Genomic DNA, 15,167 nt, shown 5'->3' with positions numbered 1-15,167 from the left:
ACTGAATCTGGTTATAATAAAGGCAGTGTATATCAAATAACGGTAAAAAAACCGAAAATTTTTTAAGGATTATTCAGTTAATGTCACCGATGACCCCGACAATGCGTTATCAACAAGCGCTCGCGGATGGCAATTATCAGCCTGATGACGTACAGAAGCTTGCCGTAGAACGTTTAGATAAAATTTATCAGCAGCTTATTAATGGCACATTAGTCGCACCTAATGAAAGGCCAAACGGTTTTTTTAGCCGTTTATTAGGAAAAACGCCACCCAATAAATCAATAGAGCCAGTTCAAGGTTTATATATGTGGGGCGGCGTGGGGCGCGGTAAAACATGGCTAATGGACATGTTTTATGAAAGCTTGCCCAGTGATCGTAAGCTTCGGTTGCATTTTCATCGTTTTATGAAAAAAGTGCAGGAGGATTTGATGGCCTTACAGGGGCAGGAAAACCCGCTTGATATCATTGCTGATGAATTTAAAAAACAAACTGATGTGCTGTGTTTTGATGAGTTTTTTGTCTCTGATATTACCGATGCAATGATTCTTGGAACATTGTTAGAAGGGCTATTTGCTCGAGGAATCACGTTGGTAGCCACGTCAAATATCATACCCGATAACCTATACCGCAATGGGTTACAACGGGCGCGGTTTTTACCTGCCATCGAACAAATCAAAAAATATTGTGATGTTATGAATGTTGATGCAGGGATTGACTACCGCTTACGCACGTTGACGCAAGCGCACCTCTTTTTATCTCCGATAAATGCACAAAATCGTCAGCACTTGGATGAGGTTTTTGTCAAGCTAGCGGGTAAGCAGGGAGAGATAAACCCAGTTTTAGAGGTCAATCACCGAAAAATGCAGGTACTTCGCTCGGCTGAAGGCGTTTTAGCTGTTGAGTTTAAAGTGCTGTGTGAAGAGCCCCGTAGCCAAAATGACTATATTTATTTATCAAACTGTTACCACACAGTTTTATTGTACGATGTGCCTGTGATGGGGACGAAAGATGAAAACCCTGCACGGCGTTTTCTTGCGCTGGTGGATGAATTTTATGAGCGTAAAGTAAAATTAGTGATTAATGCAGAAGTCCCGATGGAATCCCTTTATCAAGGGCAGCTTTTGGCCTTTGAATACCAACGCTGTTTATCACGTTTACAAGAAATGCAAAGCGAAGAATATTTAAAAATTCCACATTTGACTTAAGTTTTACACGTCCTCGGGAATTTTAGCGCTGAAATAAGCCAAAACGTTCAAATTAAGTACAAATGGCGTTGGATATTCACACAAACGTAAAAAAAATGCATTTGGGGTCGATTTTTGTTTCTGACTTCTCTATAATCTTGCGACCCCACGTTACAGCGCTATTTTTTATTTCCCAAAAAATAACGCATAATGCCAGTTAGGCTGCTCGAAGGGGTAGGTTTACTGGACAAAGAGTCGTGTGAACCTCAGAAAGCTTATGAACATGAGTGTTCACCAACGTGTAACTTCAATATTGGGTAAGTTTTAATGAAAACTTTTACAGCTAAACCAGAGACCGTAAAACGCGACTGGTACGTTGTTGATGCAGATGGCAAAACTTTAGGCCGTCTTGCAACAGAAATTGCTAGCCGTCTGCGCGGTAAGCATAAAGCGGAATACACTCCGCACGTGGATACTGGTGATTACATCATCGTTCTGAATGCAGAAAAAATTGCTGTTACCGGCAAAAAACGCGAAGACAAAATCTACTATCGCCATACTGGCCATGTAGGTGGAATCAAGCAAGCAACTTTCGAAGAAATGATTGCTCGCAGTCCTGAGCGTGTGCTTGAAATCGCGGTTAAAGGCATGTTGCCAAAAGGACCTCTGGGTCGTGCAATGTACCGTAAACTGAAAGTTTACGCAGGTAATGAGCACAACCACGCGGCTCAACAACCGCAAGTTCTTGACATTTAATCGGGATTATAGCAATGGCTGAAAATCAATACTACGGCACTGGTCGCCGCAAAAGCTCATCTGCTCGTGTCTTTATTAAGCCGGGTAGCGGTAACATCACAATCAATCAGCGTACGCTGGAACAGTACTTTGGTCGCGAAACTGCGCGCATGGTCGTTCGTCAGCCGTTAGAATTGGTTGAAATGTTGGAAAAACTGGATCTGTACATCACTGTTAAAGGTGGTGGTATTTCAGGTCAAGCAGGCGCAATCCGTCACGGTATTACTCGTGCACTGATGGCTTATGATGAGACTCTTCGTTCTGATCTGCGTAAAGCTGGTTTCGTTACCCGTGATGCGCGTTCTGTTGAACGTAAGAAAGTGGGTCTGCGTAAAGCACGTCGTCGTCCACAGTTCTCCAAACGTTAATTTATTGCCCTTTGGGCATAAAGTTGATGAAAAAACCCGTCTTTATGGCGGGTTTTTTATTGCCTAAAAATCAGCAAACTGACGTTTAAAGATAATTTAAAAAAGAATTAAATATTATTAGCAGAAAAAAATAACGAATTAGTCTAAAATTTAAAATAATCACTCTTTGATAATAAATATGGTGTTTCCCCATCATATTATTTAGATAACCATAGAGCTAACTTTAAGGTTTATTGTCTTTAAATATTAATCAATTCAGCTTTTAATTTTGATTTTTGCACTATAACTCTCTTTCAATGAAATAAATCTATGATTTTTCCTATTGCGCCCCCCTAAACTGTACAAAATCTGTTAGAATATGCCCCTGTTTTTTTATTTCATCATTTCTCGCCTTTTTGTGCGGGAGGGTTGTGTTGACTTTCAGTATGGATAAATGAAAGTAGAACACAGGGGATTTTAAAATGGGTAACGGGTAATTAAAAATTAATTACATTTCGTCCATTTTTGTAATTTGGAGGTTTTAATGGCTGTCGCTCCTAACAAACGTTCGGTAATGACATTGTTCTCAGGCCCAACTGACATTTTTAGCCATCAGGTACGTATCGTCCTGGCAGAAAAAGGGGTTAGCGTCGAAATTGAACATGTTGAACCCGGTCATCCGCCTCAAGATCTCATTGATCTCAACCCGTACCAAAGCGTTCCGACACTTGTTGACCGTGAACTGACTTTATATGATCCGCTGATTATCATGGAATATCTTGATGAGCGTTTCCCTCATCCGCCATTAATGCCTGTTTATCCAGTTGCACGCGGAACTAGCCGTCAATTAATGCATCGCATTGAAAAAGACTGGTATTCTCTGATGCACAAAGTAGAAAAAGGCAGCGCTCAAGAAGCGGATAGTGCTCGTCGTCAATTAACGGAAGAATTAATCGCCGTTTCGCCTGTTTTTGCCGAAATGCCATTCTTTATGAGTGATGAATTTAGTTTAGTTGATTGCTATTTAGCGCCGCTATTATGGCGTTTACCTGTACTGGGCATCGAATTGAAACCAGCGAATAGCAAACATTTGCAAATGTATATGCAGCGTGTGTTCGAACGTGATGCATTTTTAGCATCTCTGACTGAATTAGAACGCGAAATGCGTCTCTCAGCAAGAGGCTAAAAGTATGATGGAAATGACAGCAATGTCACCACGTCGCCCCTATCTGTTACGTGCCCACTATGAGTGGTTACTCGATAACGATATGACCCCGCATTTGGTGGTTGATGTCACTGTTCCTGCTGTTAACGTGCCGATGGAATTTGCTCGGGATGGGCAAATTGTATTGAATGTTGCGCCACGCGCTGTGGGTAACTTTGAAATTACCAACGACGAAGTTCGTTTTAATGCGCGTTTTGGTGGTGTTCCACGTCAAGTGTATGTCCCTATGGCCGCAATTATGGCGGTGTATGCACGGGAAAATGGTGCAGGAATGATGTTTGAACCTGAAGCCGAATATGACGCACAAATATCGTCTGATTTTGAAGATATGGATGGTCCGCAAGAAGATGGAATTACATTAGTTCAAGATAGCTCGTCGGTTGAACATAACACTGAAGGGCCTTCGGACGATGAACCACCAAGACCACCGAAAGGTCGACCCGCACTAAGAGTGGTTAAGTAGCGAGTTTACTTCATATTGATAGATAAACAGGGGGAAATTTCCCTCTGTTTTTTTATGCCTTTTTATACGCCTAAAAAAAGCAAAATACCCTCAGCGGCATTGCGTCCATCCGCAATCGCATTGACAACAAGGTCTGAACCTCGAACCACATCACCCCCAGCAAATATTTTTTCGTTGGAGGTTTGGAAAGGAAACTGGCTGTTGCGATTTGCGCAAATATGCCCCCGTGAGTCAAGCTGCACAAAGTTCTCTTCAATCCAAGGTTGTTTGTGTGGATGAAAACCAAAAGCCACAATGATGGCATCAGCTTGAATTGTAAAGTCTGAATTTATGATAGGCTCTATGGACGTTCGCCCTTCTTTGAACTCACCATTTTGTGTGTGAATGACAGAAACCCCGCTAACCTGTTTAGCCTCATTCAAAAGAATCTCAGTGGCTTGTAAATTAAAATGAAATTCAACGCCTTCTTCAAGTGCATGATTTACCTCTTTTTGTGAGGCTGGCATACTTCGTTTGTCACGCCGATATAGACACGTTACCTTCGAAGCGCCTTGGCGAATAGCTGTTCGTACACAGTCCATTGCTGTATCTCCACCGCCTAGCACGACCACATTTTTTCCTTGTAAATCGATATAAGGTTCAAGTGGTGATGGGGAAAGCTGCATTAAATGGCGGGTATTCGCGATTAAATAAGGCAGGGCATCATAACAACCATGAGCGCCATTTCTGCGCAGTTCACCTTTAATTGCACTGTAAGCACCTGTCGCGATGAAAATCACGTCATAATCCGTCTCAAGCGTATTTAGGTGTATATCCTGACCGATATCGATGTTAAGTCGAAATTGAATTCCCATTTCGGTGAAAATTTCGCGCCGTTGCACCATGACCTGCTTTTCTAATTTAAATGCAGGTATTCCAAAGGTTAATAAACCGCCGATTTCTGGGTGTTTATCAAATACAGTTACCTGCACGCCGTTGCGAGCTAAAACATCAGCACAAGCAAGGCCTGCTGGGCCTGCACCTATGATGGCAACACGGTAATTTACTGGTGAGACATGGGAAAGGTCTGGCCGCCAACCGAGGGAAAACGCAGTGTCATTGATGTAACGTTCTATATGACCAATGGTAACGGCGCCAAAGGTGTCGTTCAGGACACAGGCCACTTCGCACAGTTTATCCTGTGGGCAAATACGGCCACAGACCTCGGGTAAGCTATTGGTATGATGAGATAATTCAGCGGCTTCAATAATACGGCCTTCTTCCGCTAACTTTAACCATTTTGGAATGGCATTATGCAAGGGGCATTTCCATTCACAAAACGGACTGCCACATGAAAGGCAACGGCTTGCTTGCTGCTGCATCTTCTCGACATCATCAGGCTCATAAATTTCGATGAAATTTATTTTTCGAATATCGACCTTTTTTTTTAGTGGTTCATTTCGTGGGAGACCGATAATTTTTGAGCTCATGGTGTTCCTTGCTGAACTTAGTCTGAATTTACATTATACAGTAGGCTTTCAAACAGGAAGTTTAGCATGGCTAAAGTAAGTATAAGCCACATGATTGATTTATTTTTCAATCGATTATGATAAAAACTCACTCAAGAAACATTTTTACCCAAGCTAAAACAAAGAAAATATCTGATTGTTATTTACCATTAATGATAAAAAATGGCTATTGAATGAGCAGGATCGACATTTTGTATTAATAAACATCCGAATCTGCCCTGTTTGATATATGATTCAGAGAGAATTTTACTAAGGGGTGGTTATGAAAGTACTTCGCGGCCTTGCGCAATACTATGTCGATTTGATGATGAAACTCGGGTTGGTACGGTTTTCACTGTTACTGGCATCCGCACTTGTTGTGCTGGCCATGATTATGCAAATGGCTGTCACTATTTTTTTGCGTGGGCACGTAGATAGTTTGGATATGGTCGGGTCTATTTTCTTTGGACTTATCATCACCCCGCTTGCCGTTTATTTTCTTTCTGTTGTGGTCGAACAACTGGAGGAGTCACGCCAACGGCTATCGCGTATGGTGGACAAACTCGAAGTCATGCGTAAGCGTGATGCTGAATTAAACACGCAATTACAAGGGAATATTGAGCAGCTCAATCTTGAAATACTTGAGCGCGAAAAAGCGGAGCGCGCACATTTAGAATTGCTTGAGCAACTTAAGCAAGAAATGAAATACCGTGAGCTAACCCAAATTGAACTTGAGCAGCAATCTGTATTACTGCGTTCATTTCTTGATGCTTCCCCTGATTTAGTTTATTACCGCAATGAAAATAACGAATTTTCGGGTTGCAATAGGGCAATGGAACTCCTGACGGGGAAAAGTGAAAAGCACTTAGTTGGGCTGACCCCACTAGATATTTATGATGTGGAAATTGCCTCCAAAGTGATGGAAACCGATGAAAAAGTGTTCCGCCATAATGTTTCCCTGACCTATGAACAATGGTTGGTTTATCCCGATGGTAGAAAAGCCTGTTTTGAGCTACGAAAAGTGCCATTTTATGACCGCGTTGGTAAACGTCACGGCCTCATGGGCTTTGGTCGCGATATAACAGAGCGTAAACGCTATCAGGAGGCGTTAGAGAACGCGAGTAGGGAGAAGACCACATTTATTTCAACAATCAGCCACGAGCTTCGTACCCCTCTTAATGGCATTGTGGGTTTGAGCCGAATTCTGTTAGACACCGATCTCACTTCGGAACAATCTAGCTATTTAAAAACTATTCATGTTAGCGCAGTGACATTAGGAAATATCTTCAACGATGTCATTGAGATGGACAAAATTGAACGTCGTAAGGTTCAGTTAGATAACCAACCAATCACATTATCTGAGTTTGTGAATGATCTTGAAAATTTAAGTGGTCTATTAGTCCAGCCTAAAGGGCTTAAATTTGTTCTGGATGTTGCCCCAGCGTTACCGAAAAAAGTACTCACGGATGGGACGCGTCTGCGCCAAATATTGTGGAATTTGATTGGTAATGCGGTCAAATTCACACAAAAAGGTGAAGTGAAACTAAGTATCTGGCAAGAGTCTGAAAATAAATTGTTTTTTAGGGTGCAAGACAGCGGAATTGGTATCCCTCAAGATGAGCTAGATAAAATTTTTGCAATGTACTACCAAGTAACAGATTCTGCAGGGGGGAAACCTGCAACAGGAACGGGGATTGGGCTTTCTGTATCCCGACGACTAGCACAAAATATGGGGGGGGATATCCAAGTTGAAAGCCAAATAGGTGAAGGTTCTACATTTACGTTATTTATTTCTGCCCCCGTTGTTGAAGATGAGGTTGTGGAGTTTGAAGAAAGTGATGACGACTACCCATTACCCGCTTTACATATTTTATTAGTGGAAGATATTGAACTAAACGTGGTTGTGGCATGCTCTGTGTTAGAAAATCTAGGGAATACAGTTGATGTCGCAATGACGGGTAAAGATGCACTATCCATGTTTGCACCTGGCGAATACGATTTAGTGCTATTAGATATTCAGCTACCCGATATGACAGGGTTGGATATTTCAAGACAGTTGAAACAACAGTATGACAAAGAGGATTTACCCCCCCTCATTGCGCTGACAGCAAATGTACTTAAAGATAAAAAAGAGTACTTTTCTGCGGGTATGGACGGCGTTTTAAGTAAACCATTATCCGTTCCGGCACTAACCCAGATTATTGAGCAATTTTGGGGAGAACAGGCTTCTCACGCTGAAGATGAAGCACCTAGTGAAATATCAAAATCATCAGTTGATGAGTCAAGGTTAGATTGTGAAATGCTGGAGCAATATATCGAATTGGTCGGCCCTAAATTAATTTATGACGGTTTAGAGGTATTTGAAAAAATGCTTCCGGGTTACTTAGCAATTCTCGATTCGAATATGGTTGCAAAGGATCAAAAGGGCATTGTAGAAGAAGCTCATAAGATTAAAGGTGCAGCGGGTTCTGTTGGCTTAAGGAATTTACAGAAAATTGCTCAGCAAATTCAATCTCCTGATTTACCCGCTTGGTGGGATAATGTTCAAGAATGGGTTGATGAATTAAAACAGGATTGGAAAGGCGATATAGAAACTTTAAGAAACTGGGTTGATGAGCGTACAAAAAAATAACCCCAACCGAAGTTGGGGTGCGCGAATACTGCGCCAACACCAGGGAAATCATTGATTTGCATGTGGTTTTCATTCTAGGCAAATCATTAAATTAGGCTAATCGCGGTAAGCAATAACATCAAGATACCAAAATTTAGCGAATCTGTTACAAGATTCATTAAAATCTGTGATGAAGATTGATGTTTGTCTATCTTATCGCTTGAGAGATAATTTACTACAAATGGAGCAAGATATGAAATCAATTGCGGTTATTTTAAGTGGCTGTGGTGTATTTGATGGAAGCGAGGTTCATGAGTCAGTATTAACTATATTGGCTTTGAGTGAAAATAATGCTGAAGTTCATTTTTTTGCGCCTGATGATTTACAACCTGCTGTTATAAATCATCTAAATGGAATGGAAAAAACAGATAAGCGGAATCAATTAGAGGAATCTGCACGTATTACTCGTGGTAAAATATCCCCTTTATCCTCTGCTGATGCCTCTAAGCTAGATGCGCTCATCATTCCTGGTGGGTTTGGCGCGGCAAAAAATTTATGTAATTTTGCAGTCAAAGGGAGTGACTGCGAAATTAATAAAGAACTATTAAGTTTAGTTCGCCAAATGCACCAGCAGAAAAAGCCGCTAGGGCTGATGTGTATTGCGCCTGTTATGCTACCGAAAATGTTAAATACATCAGTAGAATTAACTATTGGTGATGATAGCGAAACGATTGTACAAATAGAAAATATGGGCGGTAAACATATCAAATGTTCTGTTGATGACATTGTTGTTGATGAAGTTAACCGAGTTGTCACAACCCCTGCTTATATGCTGGCACAATCAATTTCTGAAGCAAATATAGGGATTAATAAACTCGTTCAGAAAGTATTGGAAATGGCGTGATTATTTGAATGCTAACTATTGTTTCTAGATTATGGCACTGGTTAAAGAAGATCACATTTTCATTACTTGTGGTGTGGTTTTGTACTGTTATCATCTTTAAATATGTCCCTGTGCCATTCTCCGCGGTTATGGTTGAACGCCAAATAGGCGCATGGTTAAACTTAAATTTTTCTTATGTTTCAAACTCTGCTTGGGCAAGTGAAAAACAGATCTCTCCGTATATTTATTTAGCGGTTATCGCATCTGAAGATCAAAATTTTCCACATCACTGGGGTTTTGATCTTAATGCAATTGAACGTGCTTATAAACATAATGCGATCAATAAACAATCAATTAGAGGTGCTTCAACAATCTCCCAGCAGACCGTTAAAAATCTATGGTTGTGGGATGGCAGAAGCTGGATTAGAAAGGGTCTGGAAACATTAATGACGCCAGTAATGGAGCTTATGTGGTCAAAACAGAGAGTACTGACTGTTTATCTTAACATTGCTGAGTTTGGAGAGGGGGTTTTTGGTGTCGAAGAGGCTTCAAAAAAATTCTTTAACAAGCCTGCTAGTAAGCTTTCTATGAGTGAGGCTGCACTTTTAGCGGCGGTTCTTCCTAATCCACATCGCTATAGTGTGAAATCACCATCTTCTTATGTCTTGAAGAGACAGGCGTGGATACTGAACCAAATGCACCTTTTGGGCGGTAAGAATTTTCTGAAAGTAAACGATATTTTGTCTGAATAAGAAAAAAGCCATAGTTTTTCACTAATGGCTCTTATTCTTATTCGGATATATTATTGTTTATGATTAATTGAGATAAGTGAAAGCGGTCGTAACTCGACGGACTCCGTCAGTTTCACTGGCGATTTTAGCCGCAGCATCACCTTCTTGCCTTGTTAATACGCCAAGTAAAAAAACTTCACCATTTTCAGTAATCACTTTTACGCTGCCTGATTTAACACTATCACTCGCTAAGATTTTCGATTTAACTTTAGTTGTCAACCATGTATCTTTGGAGGCAGTGCCTAAATCGACAGGCTCACCGCTACGTACTTCATTATAAACTGATACTGTGCCATCAACATTAGAGGCGATTTGCTTAGCGCGTTCAGCCCATGACATATCAGGTGTTTGCCCAGTTAATAGCACATTACCTTTATAGGCAGTGGCAATAATACGTGCCTTACCTGTAATTTCTTTATCTTTATTTAATTGCCCACTTACACGAGCTTCTAGCGTACCATCATCCACCTGCTGGCCGACGGTTCGTGGGTCAGAAGCACTTTTTGTGGCAACAGCTGCAGAGCCAACAACAGCGGCACCAATACAGCCCTGTAAAAGAATCGTACTGATTACTACGGCAAAAATGGGTATTAATCGCATTTTGTCTCCTTAATCATCCTGATGGGGGAAAAGGGTATTATCTATAAGATCGCATAGACAATTTACAGTCAGAAGATGAACTTCTTGAATTCGAACGCTGCGCTGAGAAGGAATTCGGATTTCAACATCTTGTGGGCCAAGTAACCCCGCTAGTTCTCCACCATCGTAGCCTGTAAGGGCAACAATGGTCATATCTCGTGTCACAGCGGCTTCAACAGCTTTAATAATATCGCTACTATTTCCATGGGTGGAGATAGCCATTAAAACATCACCATGCTGCCCTAAAGCTCTCACTTGTTTCGCATAAATTTCGGTGGGCTGTTTACTTCCAGAAATCGCAGTAAGTACTGCATTGTCGGTATTCAGCGCAAGAGCAGGAAGACTCGGGCGTTCAGTTTCAAACTGGTGGATCATGCTAGCAGCAAAACGTTGTGCAGTAGCGGCGGATGCACCATTGCCACAACATAAAATTTTGTTGCCATTAAGCAAAGACTGAACCATCATCATAGCGGCTCTAGAAATCGCATCGGGCAGCGCTTCGGCAGCTGCAATTTGAGTTTGAATGCTTTCGGTGAAACAAACTTTTATTCTATCTAGCACTGGTTTTTTCCTGTAAAAATTTACCCGTTATTCTTCGCACTGTCGCTGTGTTGACTGCAATCGCTAACCCTAATCACATACTTTTGTATGCTCATAGGGATTAGCTCATTTGTCGCCTTGCGACAGTACGAATTATTTAGGGTAAACCCGTCATGTTCACACTGTCGCTGTGTTGACTGCAATCGCTAACCCTAATCACATACTTTTGTATGCTCATAGGGATTAGCTCATTTGTCGCCTTGCGACAGTACGAATTATTTAGGGTAAACCCGTCATGTTCACACTGTCGCTGTGTTGACTGCAATCGCTAACCCTAATCACATACTTTTGTATGCTCATAGGGATTAGCTCATTTGTCGCCTTGCGACAGTACGAATTATTTAGGGTAAATCCGTCATGTTCGACCGTCGCTGTGTTGACTGCAATTGCTATTAGTAAAGGACATAATAGCTTGCTGACGAATATTAACCTTCTTCATTAAAGGCGTTTTGTATCCATTCGAATTGGTTGCCCGTAATCGCGCAAATATCAAATCGACAGGCACTGGTTTCGAAACTCTCTTGCCGTTGTGCGAGCCAAATCTTGGCTGCGGCTAATAACTTTCTACGTTTATGCCAGTTTACTGATAAAAGTGCGTCACCGTAATCACAATTTTTGCGAAATCGCACTTCAACAAACACCCAACCTGTTTTATCACGCATAATGAGGTCAATTTCCCCACCTCGATTTCTGGCATTGCGTTCAATAAAAGCTAGCCCCTGTTTTTTCAGGAAAGTGAGAGCTTGATTTTCGTAATATCGGCCAGTTAACCATCTTAAGGATTTTTGAATTGCTTTCATGACGTCCTTGTCTGAAAAAAGCCATCATCCTGATGGCTTATCTTTTATTTTACTGAGCAGGGACAACCTGCCCTTGTTTAAACTGTAGCCATGGCAATTCACGAAATACCACGCAGTTAGCCTGTGTACTCAATGTTCCAGAGGCACCATTGATTCTCACTTGGCCTGCTTGTTGCAGTTTGTCGTAATTATTCGCTAATGACCATGCATCAATCCCCATCGCATATAAACGGAATAATGAATAATCATTGCTGAGTTTTTGTTGCGCTTGCTTGCGTAGGTTATTATTTGCACCTGCAAGCAGTGGGATCTCGCTAAATTTTACGCCATCCATTTCAAAACGGTAGTCTGCGCCTGAACCTGCTTGGTTGCTGCGAGAGCTGGTATAAAGTGCAGGGCGAGAGCGAGAGCTGATTGCCATTTCAATCATCGGTTTAATCAGTGTGAGTTCATCGCGCGTCGCAACGATATAAACAGAGTCGATTACGCCACTTGCATCGCCTAACTGGTTGCCAGTGTTAACTGGTGTTCCTGTCATTCGAATTCCTGCACCACGGTTAATAGATTCTTTTAATGAAGGTACTGAACCGAAGGTTTGCATTAATACCGCTCCGCCACCTTTTGACTGCCACCCTTGTGCGAAGGCTTTGGCTATCCTATCCCCAAACGCATTCGCAGGCACTAAAACTAATGGCATTTGCTTACCTTGTGCTCGCATATACGCAGCGGCATTTTGTGCTTCATCCTCAGGAGAAAGCGAAAAGTAGCAAAGATTTGGGCGTGGCTGTAATTGATCGGTATCCAATTCGTTCAATGCTAATACGCTAACGGGTGCACCCATTTGTGCGATAGCTTGCACGTCATTTTTTAATAATGGGCCAACAACAAGGTTGAAACCTTCGTTCTTCGCTTGCTCCAATAACTGGGGCATTGGCTTGCCTGTTGTATCAAACACTTTGATAGTTTGTGTGTTAACTGGTGTGGCATCAATACGTAGGCTAGAGGTGAGGATATCGGTATCTGCTGGTGCATCACCTGTCGTATTCGCAACTTCTGCATAAATCTGGTCTAGCACATCGTTGCCACTACTTGGCGGCGGTGTCGTTCTTACAGGAGCTACAGCACCTTGTGGAATACCTTTTTGCGCATCCATAAACCCTTGCATAATGGCCTGACCAAACACTTTGCCTTGGCCACTCATCGGGAGGAATAAGGCAATTTTTGGGCTGCTGCCGACACGAGGCAACATCGCTTGGATAAGCTGAGTTGGGGCTAATGCAGCGCCAGGGTTGTTAGAATAGCGCATTTTCCAGTCGTTAAAGCCAGTGCGGAGGGCGTCAGGGTCATCTTGGTTATTTTGATAAATATCGAGTAGATCAACCCAGCCTTGGAGAATATTTTCCTCTGTGCCAATTCCGTGAATCTGATCTGGCGTCAACTGTGTTAACATCTTCCATAATCCATCGATGTTAGCTTGGCGTTCAGCCGCTGTCTTTAATAAAGGCTCTTGGCTAATGTAGGCACGAAGCGCTTCCAGCGAAGGTTTGCCTTGAGCCGCATCAATGACAGCTTGGTAGCTGCTGGCATCGGACGCACTTTGCTCAGGTGTTTTTTGGGTGGAAGGAAAATAATCTGAGACAATTTGGCACCCTGAGAGTGCAAATGTAGACAGCATTGCTGTGCAGATTAACCCTTTTTTCAAATGCAAAAAAATTGAAGGACGCATACTGTATCCAATGGTGTATTTTTCAATTGCTTAATTTTAAACCGGCTATTCGGATGAAACAATGAACCAACCTAATCAAGCTGTGGTTATGGCATCCACGCTGTATATCGTCCCAACACCGATTGGGAATATGGGCGACATCACGCAACGCGCGCTGGATGTTCTTAAACATGTTGACCTTATTGCGGCAGAGGACACTCGGCATTCAGGCATTTTATTACAAAATTTCGCGATAAATGCACGACTGTTTGCTCTGCATGATCATAATGAACAGCAAAAGGCAGATCAATTAATTAGCAGACTTCATCAAGGTGATAGTATCGCATTAGTCTCAGATGCAGGTACACCTTTAATTAATGATCCGGGTTATCATTTAGTCAATCGCTGCCGTGCAGCGGGTATTCGAGTGGTGCCTTTACCGGGTGCTTGCGCGGCGATTACTGCGCTGTCAGCTGCAGGCTTGCCTTCAGACCGCTTTTGCTATGAAGGTTTTTTACCTGCAAAAACAAAAGGCCGGAAAGATGTCTTGCAATCACTCGAACAAGAAACACGCACGCTGATTTTTTATGAATCAACCCATCGCCTACTAGACAGTTTAGCAGATATGGTGGAAGTCTGGGGGCCGGATCGTCATGTTGTTTTAGCCCGCGAAATCACCAAAACATGGGAGTCTATTGAAGGGCGCCCTGTGGGGGAGTTATTGGCTTGGGTGAAAGAAGATGAAAACCGTCATCGTGGGGAAATGGTATTAATTGTTGAAGGCTATAAGAAGCCTGAAGATGATTCTGCCATTTCACCAGATGTTATCCGCACGCTTAATTTATTGCAAAAAGAGCTACCACCGAAAAAAGCAGCGGCGATCACCGCAGAAATTTACGGCTTAAAGAAAAATATGCTGTATAAATTGATGTTAGATAATCAAGGTGATGAATAATTTTTAAGCAAATAGCGCTATCAAAGGCTTAAGTCGTCAATTGCCTGCCCGAAAGTCTGTACAAGCCGTAGCAAAGTGCCTATAATTCGCCGCGGAGTTGGCCAGACAACCGCTGCTTTATCGTAGTCCCTTCGGGAGACGGGTAGAGGGGAGGAAAGTCCGGGCTCCATAGGGCAGGGTGCCAGATAACGTCTGGGAGGTGCAAGCCTACGACTAGTGCAACAGAGAGCAAACCGCCGATGGCCTGTTTACAGGATCAGGTAAGGGTGAAAGGGTGCGGTAAGAGCGCACCGCGCGACTGGCAACAGTTCGTGGCACGGTAAACTCCACCCGGAGCAAGACCAAATAGGGGTTCATATGGTGCGGCCCGCATTGAACTCGGGTAGGTTGCTGGAGCCAGTGCGCAAGTGCTGGCCTAGATGAATGGTTGTCCACGACAGAACCCGGCTTATCGGCCAACTCCCATTTTTTCGTCATACTTCTTTTTTCGTCATATTTAGCGCTGTCACAGCGTTAGCTTCATTCAGCCACACGGGTCACATACTTTTGTATGCTCCCCGTGATGTCTTCATTTTGCTGCCTTGTTACAGCACTAACTATTTAGAAAAAATCCGAGCTTAAAAGAAAAGTGCGTTTTTAATTTTTCGTCATATTTAGTGCTGTTACGGCGTTAGCTTCGTTC

General features: G+C 42.5%; 14 protein-coding genes and 1 other RNA gene. 10 read left to right on the top strand and 5 right to left on the bottom strand.

Going from position 1 to position 15,167, the window contains the following annotated elements; all coding sequences use genetic code 11:
• The first annotated feature begins 80 nt into the window (after positions 1–80).
• From zapE to sspB, 5 genes are all read left to right on the top strand, one after another.
• Positions 81–1,205, top strand: coding sequence for a cell division protein ZapE (zapE, locus tag ABWP91_RS13370; RefSeq protein WP_353243651.1), 1,125 nt, complete (start codon positions 81–83; stop codon positions 1,203–1,205).
• Positions 1,206–1,511: 306 nt separating this feature from the next.
• Complete coding sequence (rplM, locus tag ABWP91_RS13365; RefSeq protein WP_006814213.1) at positions 1,512–1,940, top strand: 50S ribosomal protein L13; 429 nt, start codon at positions 1,512–1,514, stop codon at positions 1,938–1,940.
• Positions 1,941–1,954: 14 nt separating this feature from the next.
• Positions 1,955–2,347 carry a 30S ribosomal protein S9 gene (gene rpsI / locus ABWP91_RS13360; RefSeq protein ID WP_004258235.1) on the top strand — a complete coding sequence of 131 codons (393 nt, stop codon included), beginning with the start codon at positions 1,955–1,957 and terminating at the stop codon, positions 2,345–2,347.
• A 523-nt stretch (positions 2,348–2,870) separates the two neighbouring features.
• Positions 2,871–3,512 carry a stringent starvation protein SspA gene (gene sspA, locus ABWP91_RS13355; protein ID WP_206083565.1) on the top strand — a complete coding sequence of 214 codons (642 nt, stop codon included), beginning with the start codon at positions 2,871–2,873 and terminating at the stop codon, positions 3,510–3,512.
• A 4-nt stretch (positions 3,513–3,516) separates the two neighbouring features.
• Positions 3,517–4,014: a ClpXP protease specificity-enhancing factor gene (gene sspB, locus ABWP91_RS13350; RefSeq protein ID WP_502935812.1), complete on the top strand. Its 498-nt coding sequence runs from the start codon at positions 3,517–3,519 to the stop codon at positions 4,012–4,014.
• Between the two features lie 62 nt (positions 4,015–4,076).
• Here the strand turns inward: sspB and ABWP91_RS13345 are convergent, their stop codons facing one another.
• The gene (locus ABWP91_RS13345; protein ID WP_353243650.1) at positions 4,077–5,483 is read right to left on the bottom strand and encodes a glutamate synthase small subunit GltD family protein; all 1,407 of its coding nucleotides are present in this window, start codon (positions 5,481–5,483) and stop codon (positions 4,077–4,079) included.
• Positions 5,484–5,784: 301 nt separating this feature from the next.
• On the opposite strand from ABWP91_RS13345, the gene arcB reads away from it, so the two are divergent.
• The 3 genes from arcB to mtgA all read left to right on the top strand — a co-directional run bounded on the left by arcB (position 5,785) and on the right by mtgA (position 9,747).
• Positions 5,785–8,133, top strand: coding sequence for an aerobic respiration two-component sensor histidine kinase ArcB (gene arcB / locus ABWP91_RS13340; protein ID WP_353243649.1), 2,349 nt, complete (start codon positions 5,785–5,787; stop codon positions 8,131–8,133).
• Between the two features lie 232 nt (positions 8,134–8,365).
• On the top strand, positions 8,366–9,016 hold the full coding sequence (gene elbB / locus ABWP91_RS13335) for an isoprenoid biosynthesis glyoxalase ElbB (protein ID WP_353243648.1): 651 nt from the start codon (positions 8,366–8,368) through the stop codon (positions 9,014–9,016).
• Between the two features lie 8 nt (positions 9,017–9,024).
• Positions 9,025–9,747: a monofunctional biosynthetic peptidoglycan transglycosylase gene (gene mtgA / locus ABWP91_RS13330; protein ID WP_353243647.1), complete on the top strand. Its 723-nt coding sequence runs from the start codon at positions 9,025–9,027 to the stop codon at positions 9,745–9,747.
• A 63-nt stretch (positions 9,748–9,810) separates the two neighbouring features.
• Here the strand turns inward: mtgA and dolP are convergent, their stop codons facing one another.
• The 4 genes from dolP to ABWP91_RS13310 all read right to left on the bottom strand — a co-directional run bounded on the left by dolP (position 9,811) and on the right by ABWP91_RS13310 (position 13,551).
• Entirely contained in the window at positions 9,811–10,386 is a 576-nt protein-coding gene (gene dolP, locus ABWP91_RS13325; RefSeq protein WP_353243646.1) for a division/outer membrane stress-associated lipid-binding lipoprotein, read from the bottom strand.
• 9 nt (positions 10,387–10,395) lie between these two features.
• Complete coding sequence (gene diaA / locus ABWP91_RS13320) at positions 10,396–10,986, bottom strand: DnaA initiator-associating protein DiaA (RefSeq protein ID WP_353243645.1); 591 nt, start codon at positions 10,984–10,986, stop codon at positions 10,396–10,398.
• 464 nt (positions 10,987–11,450) lie between these two features.
• Positions 11,451–11,825 (bottom strand): YraN family protein, encoded by a 375-nt coding sequence (locus ABWP91_RS13315; protein ID WP_353243644.1) that lies wholly within the window; start codon positions 11,823–11,825, stop codon positions 11,451–11,453.
• 49 nt (positions 11,826–11,874) lie between these two features.
• On the bottom strand, positions 11,875–13,551 hold the full coding sequence (locus ABWP91_RS13310; RefSeq protein ID WP_353243643.1) for a penicillin-binding protein activator: 1,677 nt from the start codon (positions 13,549–13,551) through the stop codon (positions 11,875–11,877).
• 61 nt (positions 13,552–13,612) lie between these two features.
• Here ABWP91_RS13310 and rsmI point away from each other — a divergent pair, with 61 nt between their 5' ends.
• Positions 13,613–14,485 carry a 16S rRNA (cytidine(1402)-2'-O)-methyltransferase gene (gene rsmI / locus ABWP91_RS13305; protein WP_353243642.1) on the top strand — a complete coding sequence of 291 codons (873 nt, stop codon included), beginning with the start codon at positions 13,613–13,615 and terminating at the stop codon, positions 14,483–14,485.
• Positions 14,486–14,578: 93 nt separating this feature from the next.
• An RNA gene (rnpB, locus tag ABWP91_RS13300) (RNase P RNA component class A) lies at positions 14,579–14,952 on the top strand.
• Positions 14,953–15,167 lie beyond the last annotated feature (215 nt).

The organism is Providencia sp. (assembly GCF_040396775.1).
In the GTDB taxonomy this organism is placed as follows: domain Bacteria; phylum Pseudomonadota; class Gammaproteobacteria; order Enterobacterales; family Enterobacteriaceae; genus Providencia.
The sequence above is the reverse complement of the archived record's forward strand: the minus strand, read 5'-3'. Positions and strand labels throughout refer to the sequence as shown.

Bases quoted from the DNA above. Each gene is read 5' to 3' on its own strand.
- zapE (WP_353243651.1), top strand. From the start codon at position 81: ATGTCACCGATGACCCCGACAATGCGTTATCAACAAGCGCTCGCGGAT.
- rplM (WP_006814213.1), top strand. From the start codon at position 1,512: ATGAAAACTTTTACAGCTAAACCAGAGACCGTAAAACGCGACTGGTAC.
- rpsI (WP_004258235.1), top strand. From the start codon at position 1,955: ATGGCTGAAAATCAATACTACGGCACTGGTCGCCGCAAAAGCTCATCT.
- sspA (WP_206083565.1), top strand. From the start codon at position 2,871: ATGGCTGTCGCTCCTAACAAACGTTCGGTAATGACATTGTTCTCAGGC.
- sspB (WP_502935812.1), top strand. From the start codon at position 3,517: ATGATGGAAATGACAGCAATGTCACCACGTCGCCCCTATCTGTTACGT.
- ABWP91_RS13345 (WP_353243650.1), bottom strand. From the start codon at position 5,483: ATGAGCTCAAAAATTATCGGTCTCCCACGAAATGAACCACTAAAAAAA.
- arcB (WP_353243649.1), top strand. From the start codon at position 5,785: ATGAAAGTACTTCGCGGCCTTGCGCAATACTATGTCGATTTGATGATG.
- elbB (WP_353243648.1), top strand. From the start codon at position 8,366: ATGAAATCAATTGCGGTTATTTTAAGTGGCTGTGGTGTATTTGATGGA.
- mtgA (WP_353243647.1), top strand. From the start codon at position 9,025: ATGCTAACTATTGTTTCTAGATTATGGCACTGGTTAAAGAAGATCACA.
- dolP (WP_353243646.1), bottom strand. From the start codon at position 10,386: ATGCGATTAATACCCATTTTTGCCGTAGTAATCAGTACGATTCTTTTA.
- ABWP91_RS13315 (WP_353243644.1), bottom strand. From the start codon at position 11,825: ATGAAAGCAATTCAAAAATCCTTAAGATGGTTAACTGGCCGATATTAC.
- ABWP91_RS13310 (WP_353243643.1), bottom strand. From the start codon at position 13,551: ATGCGTCCTTCAATTTTTTTGCATTTGAAAAAAGGGTTAATCTGCACA.
- rsmI (WP_353243642.1), top strand. From the start codon at position 13,613: ATGAACCAACCTAATCAAGCTGTGGTTATGGCATCCACGCTGTATATC.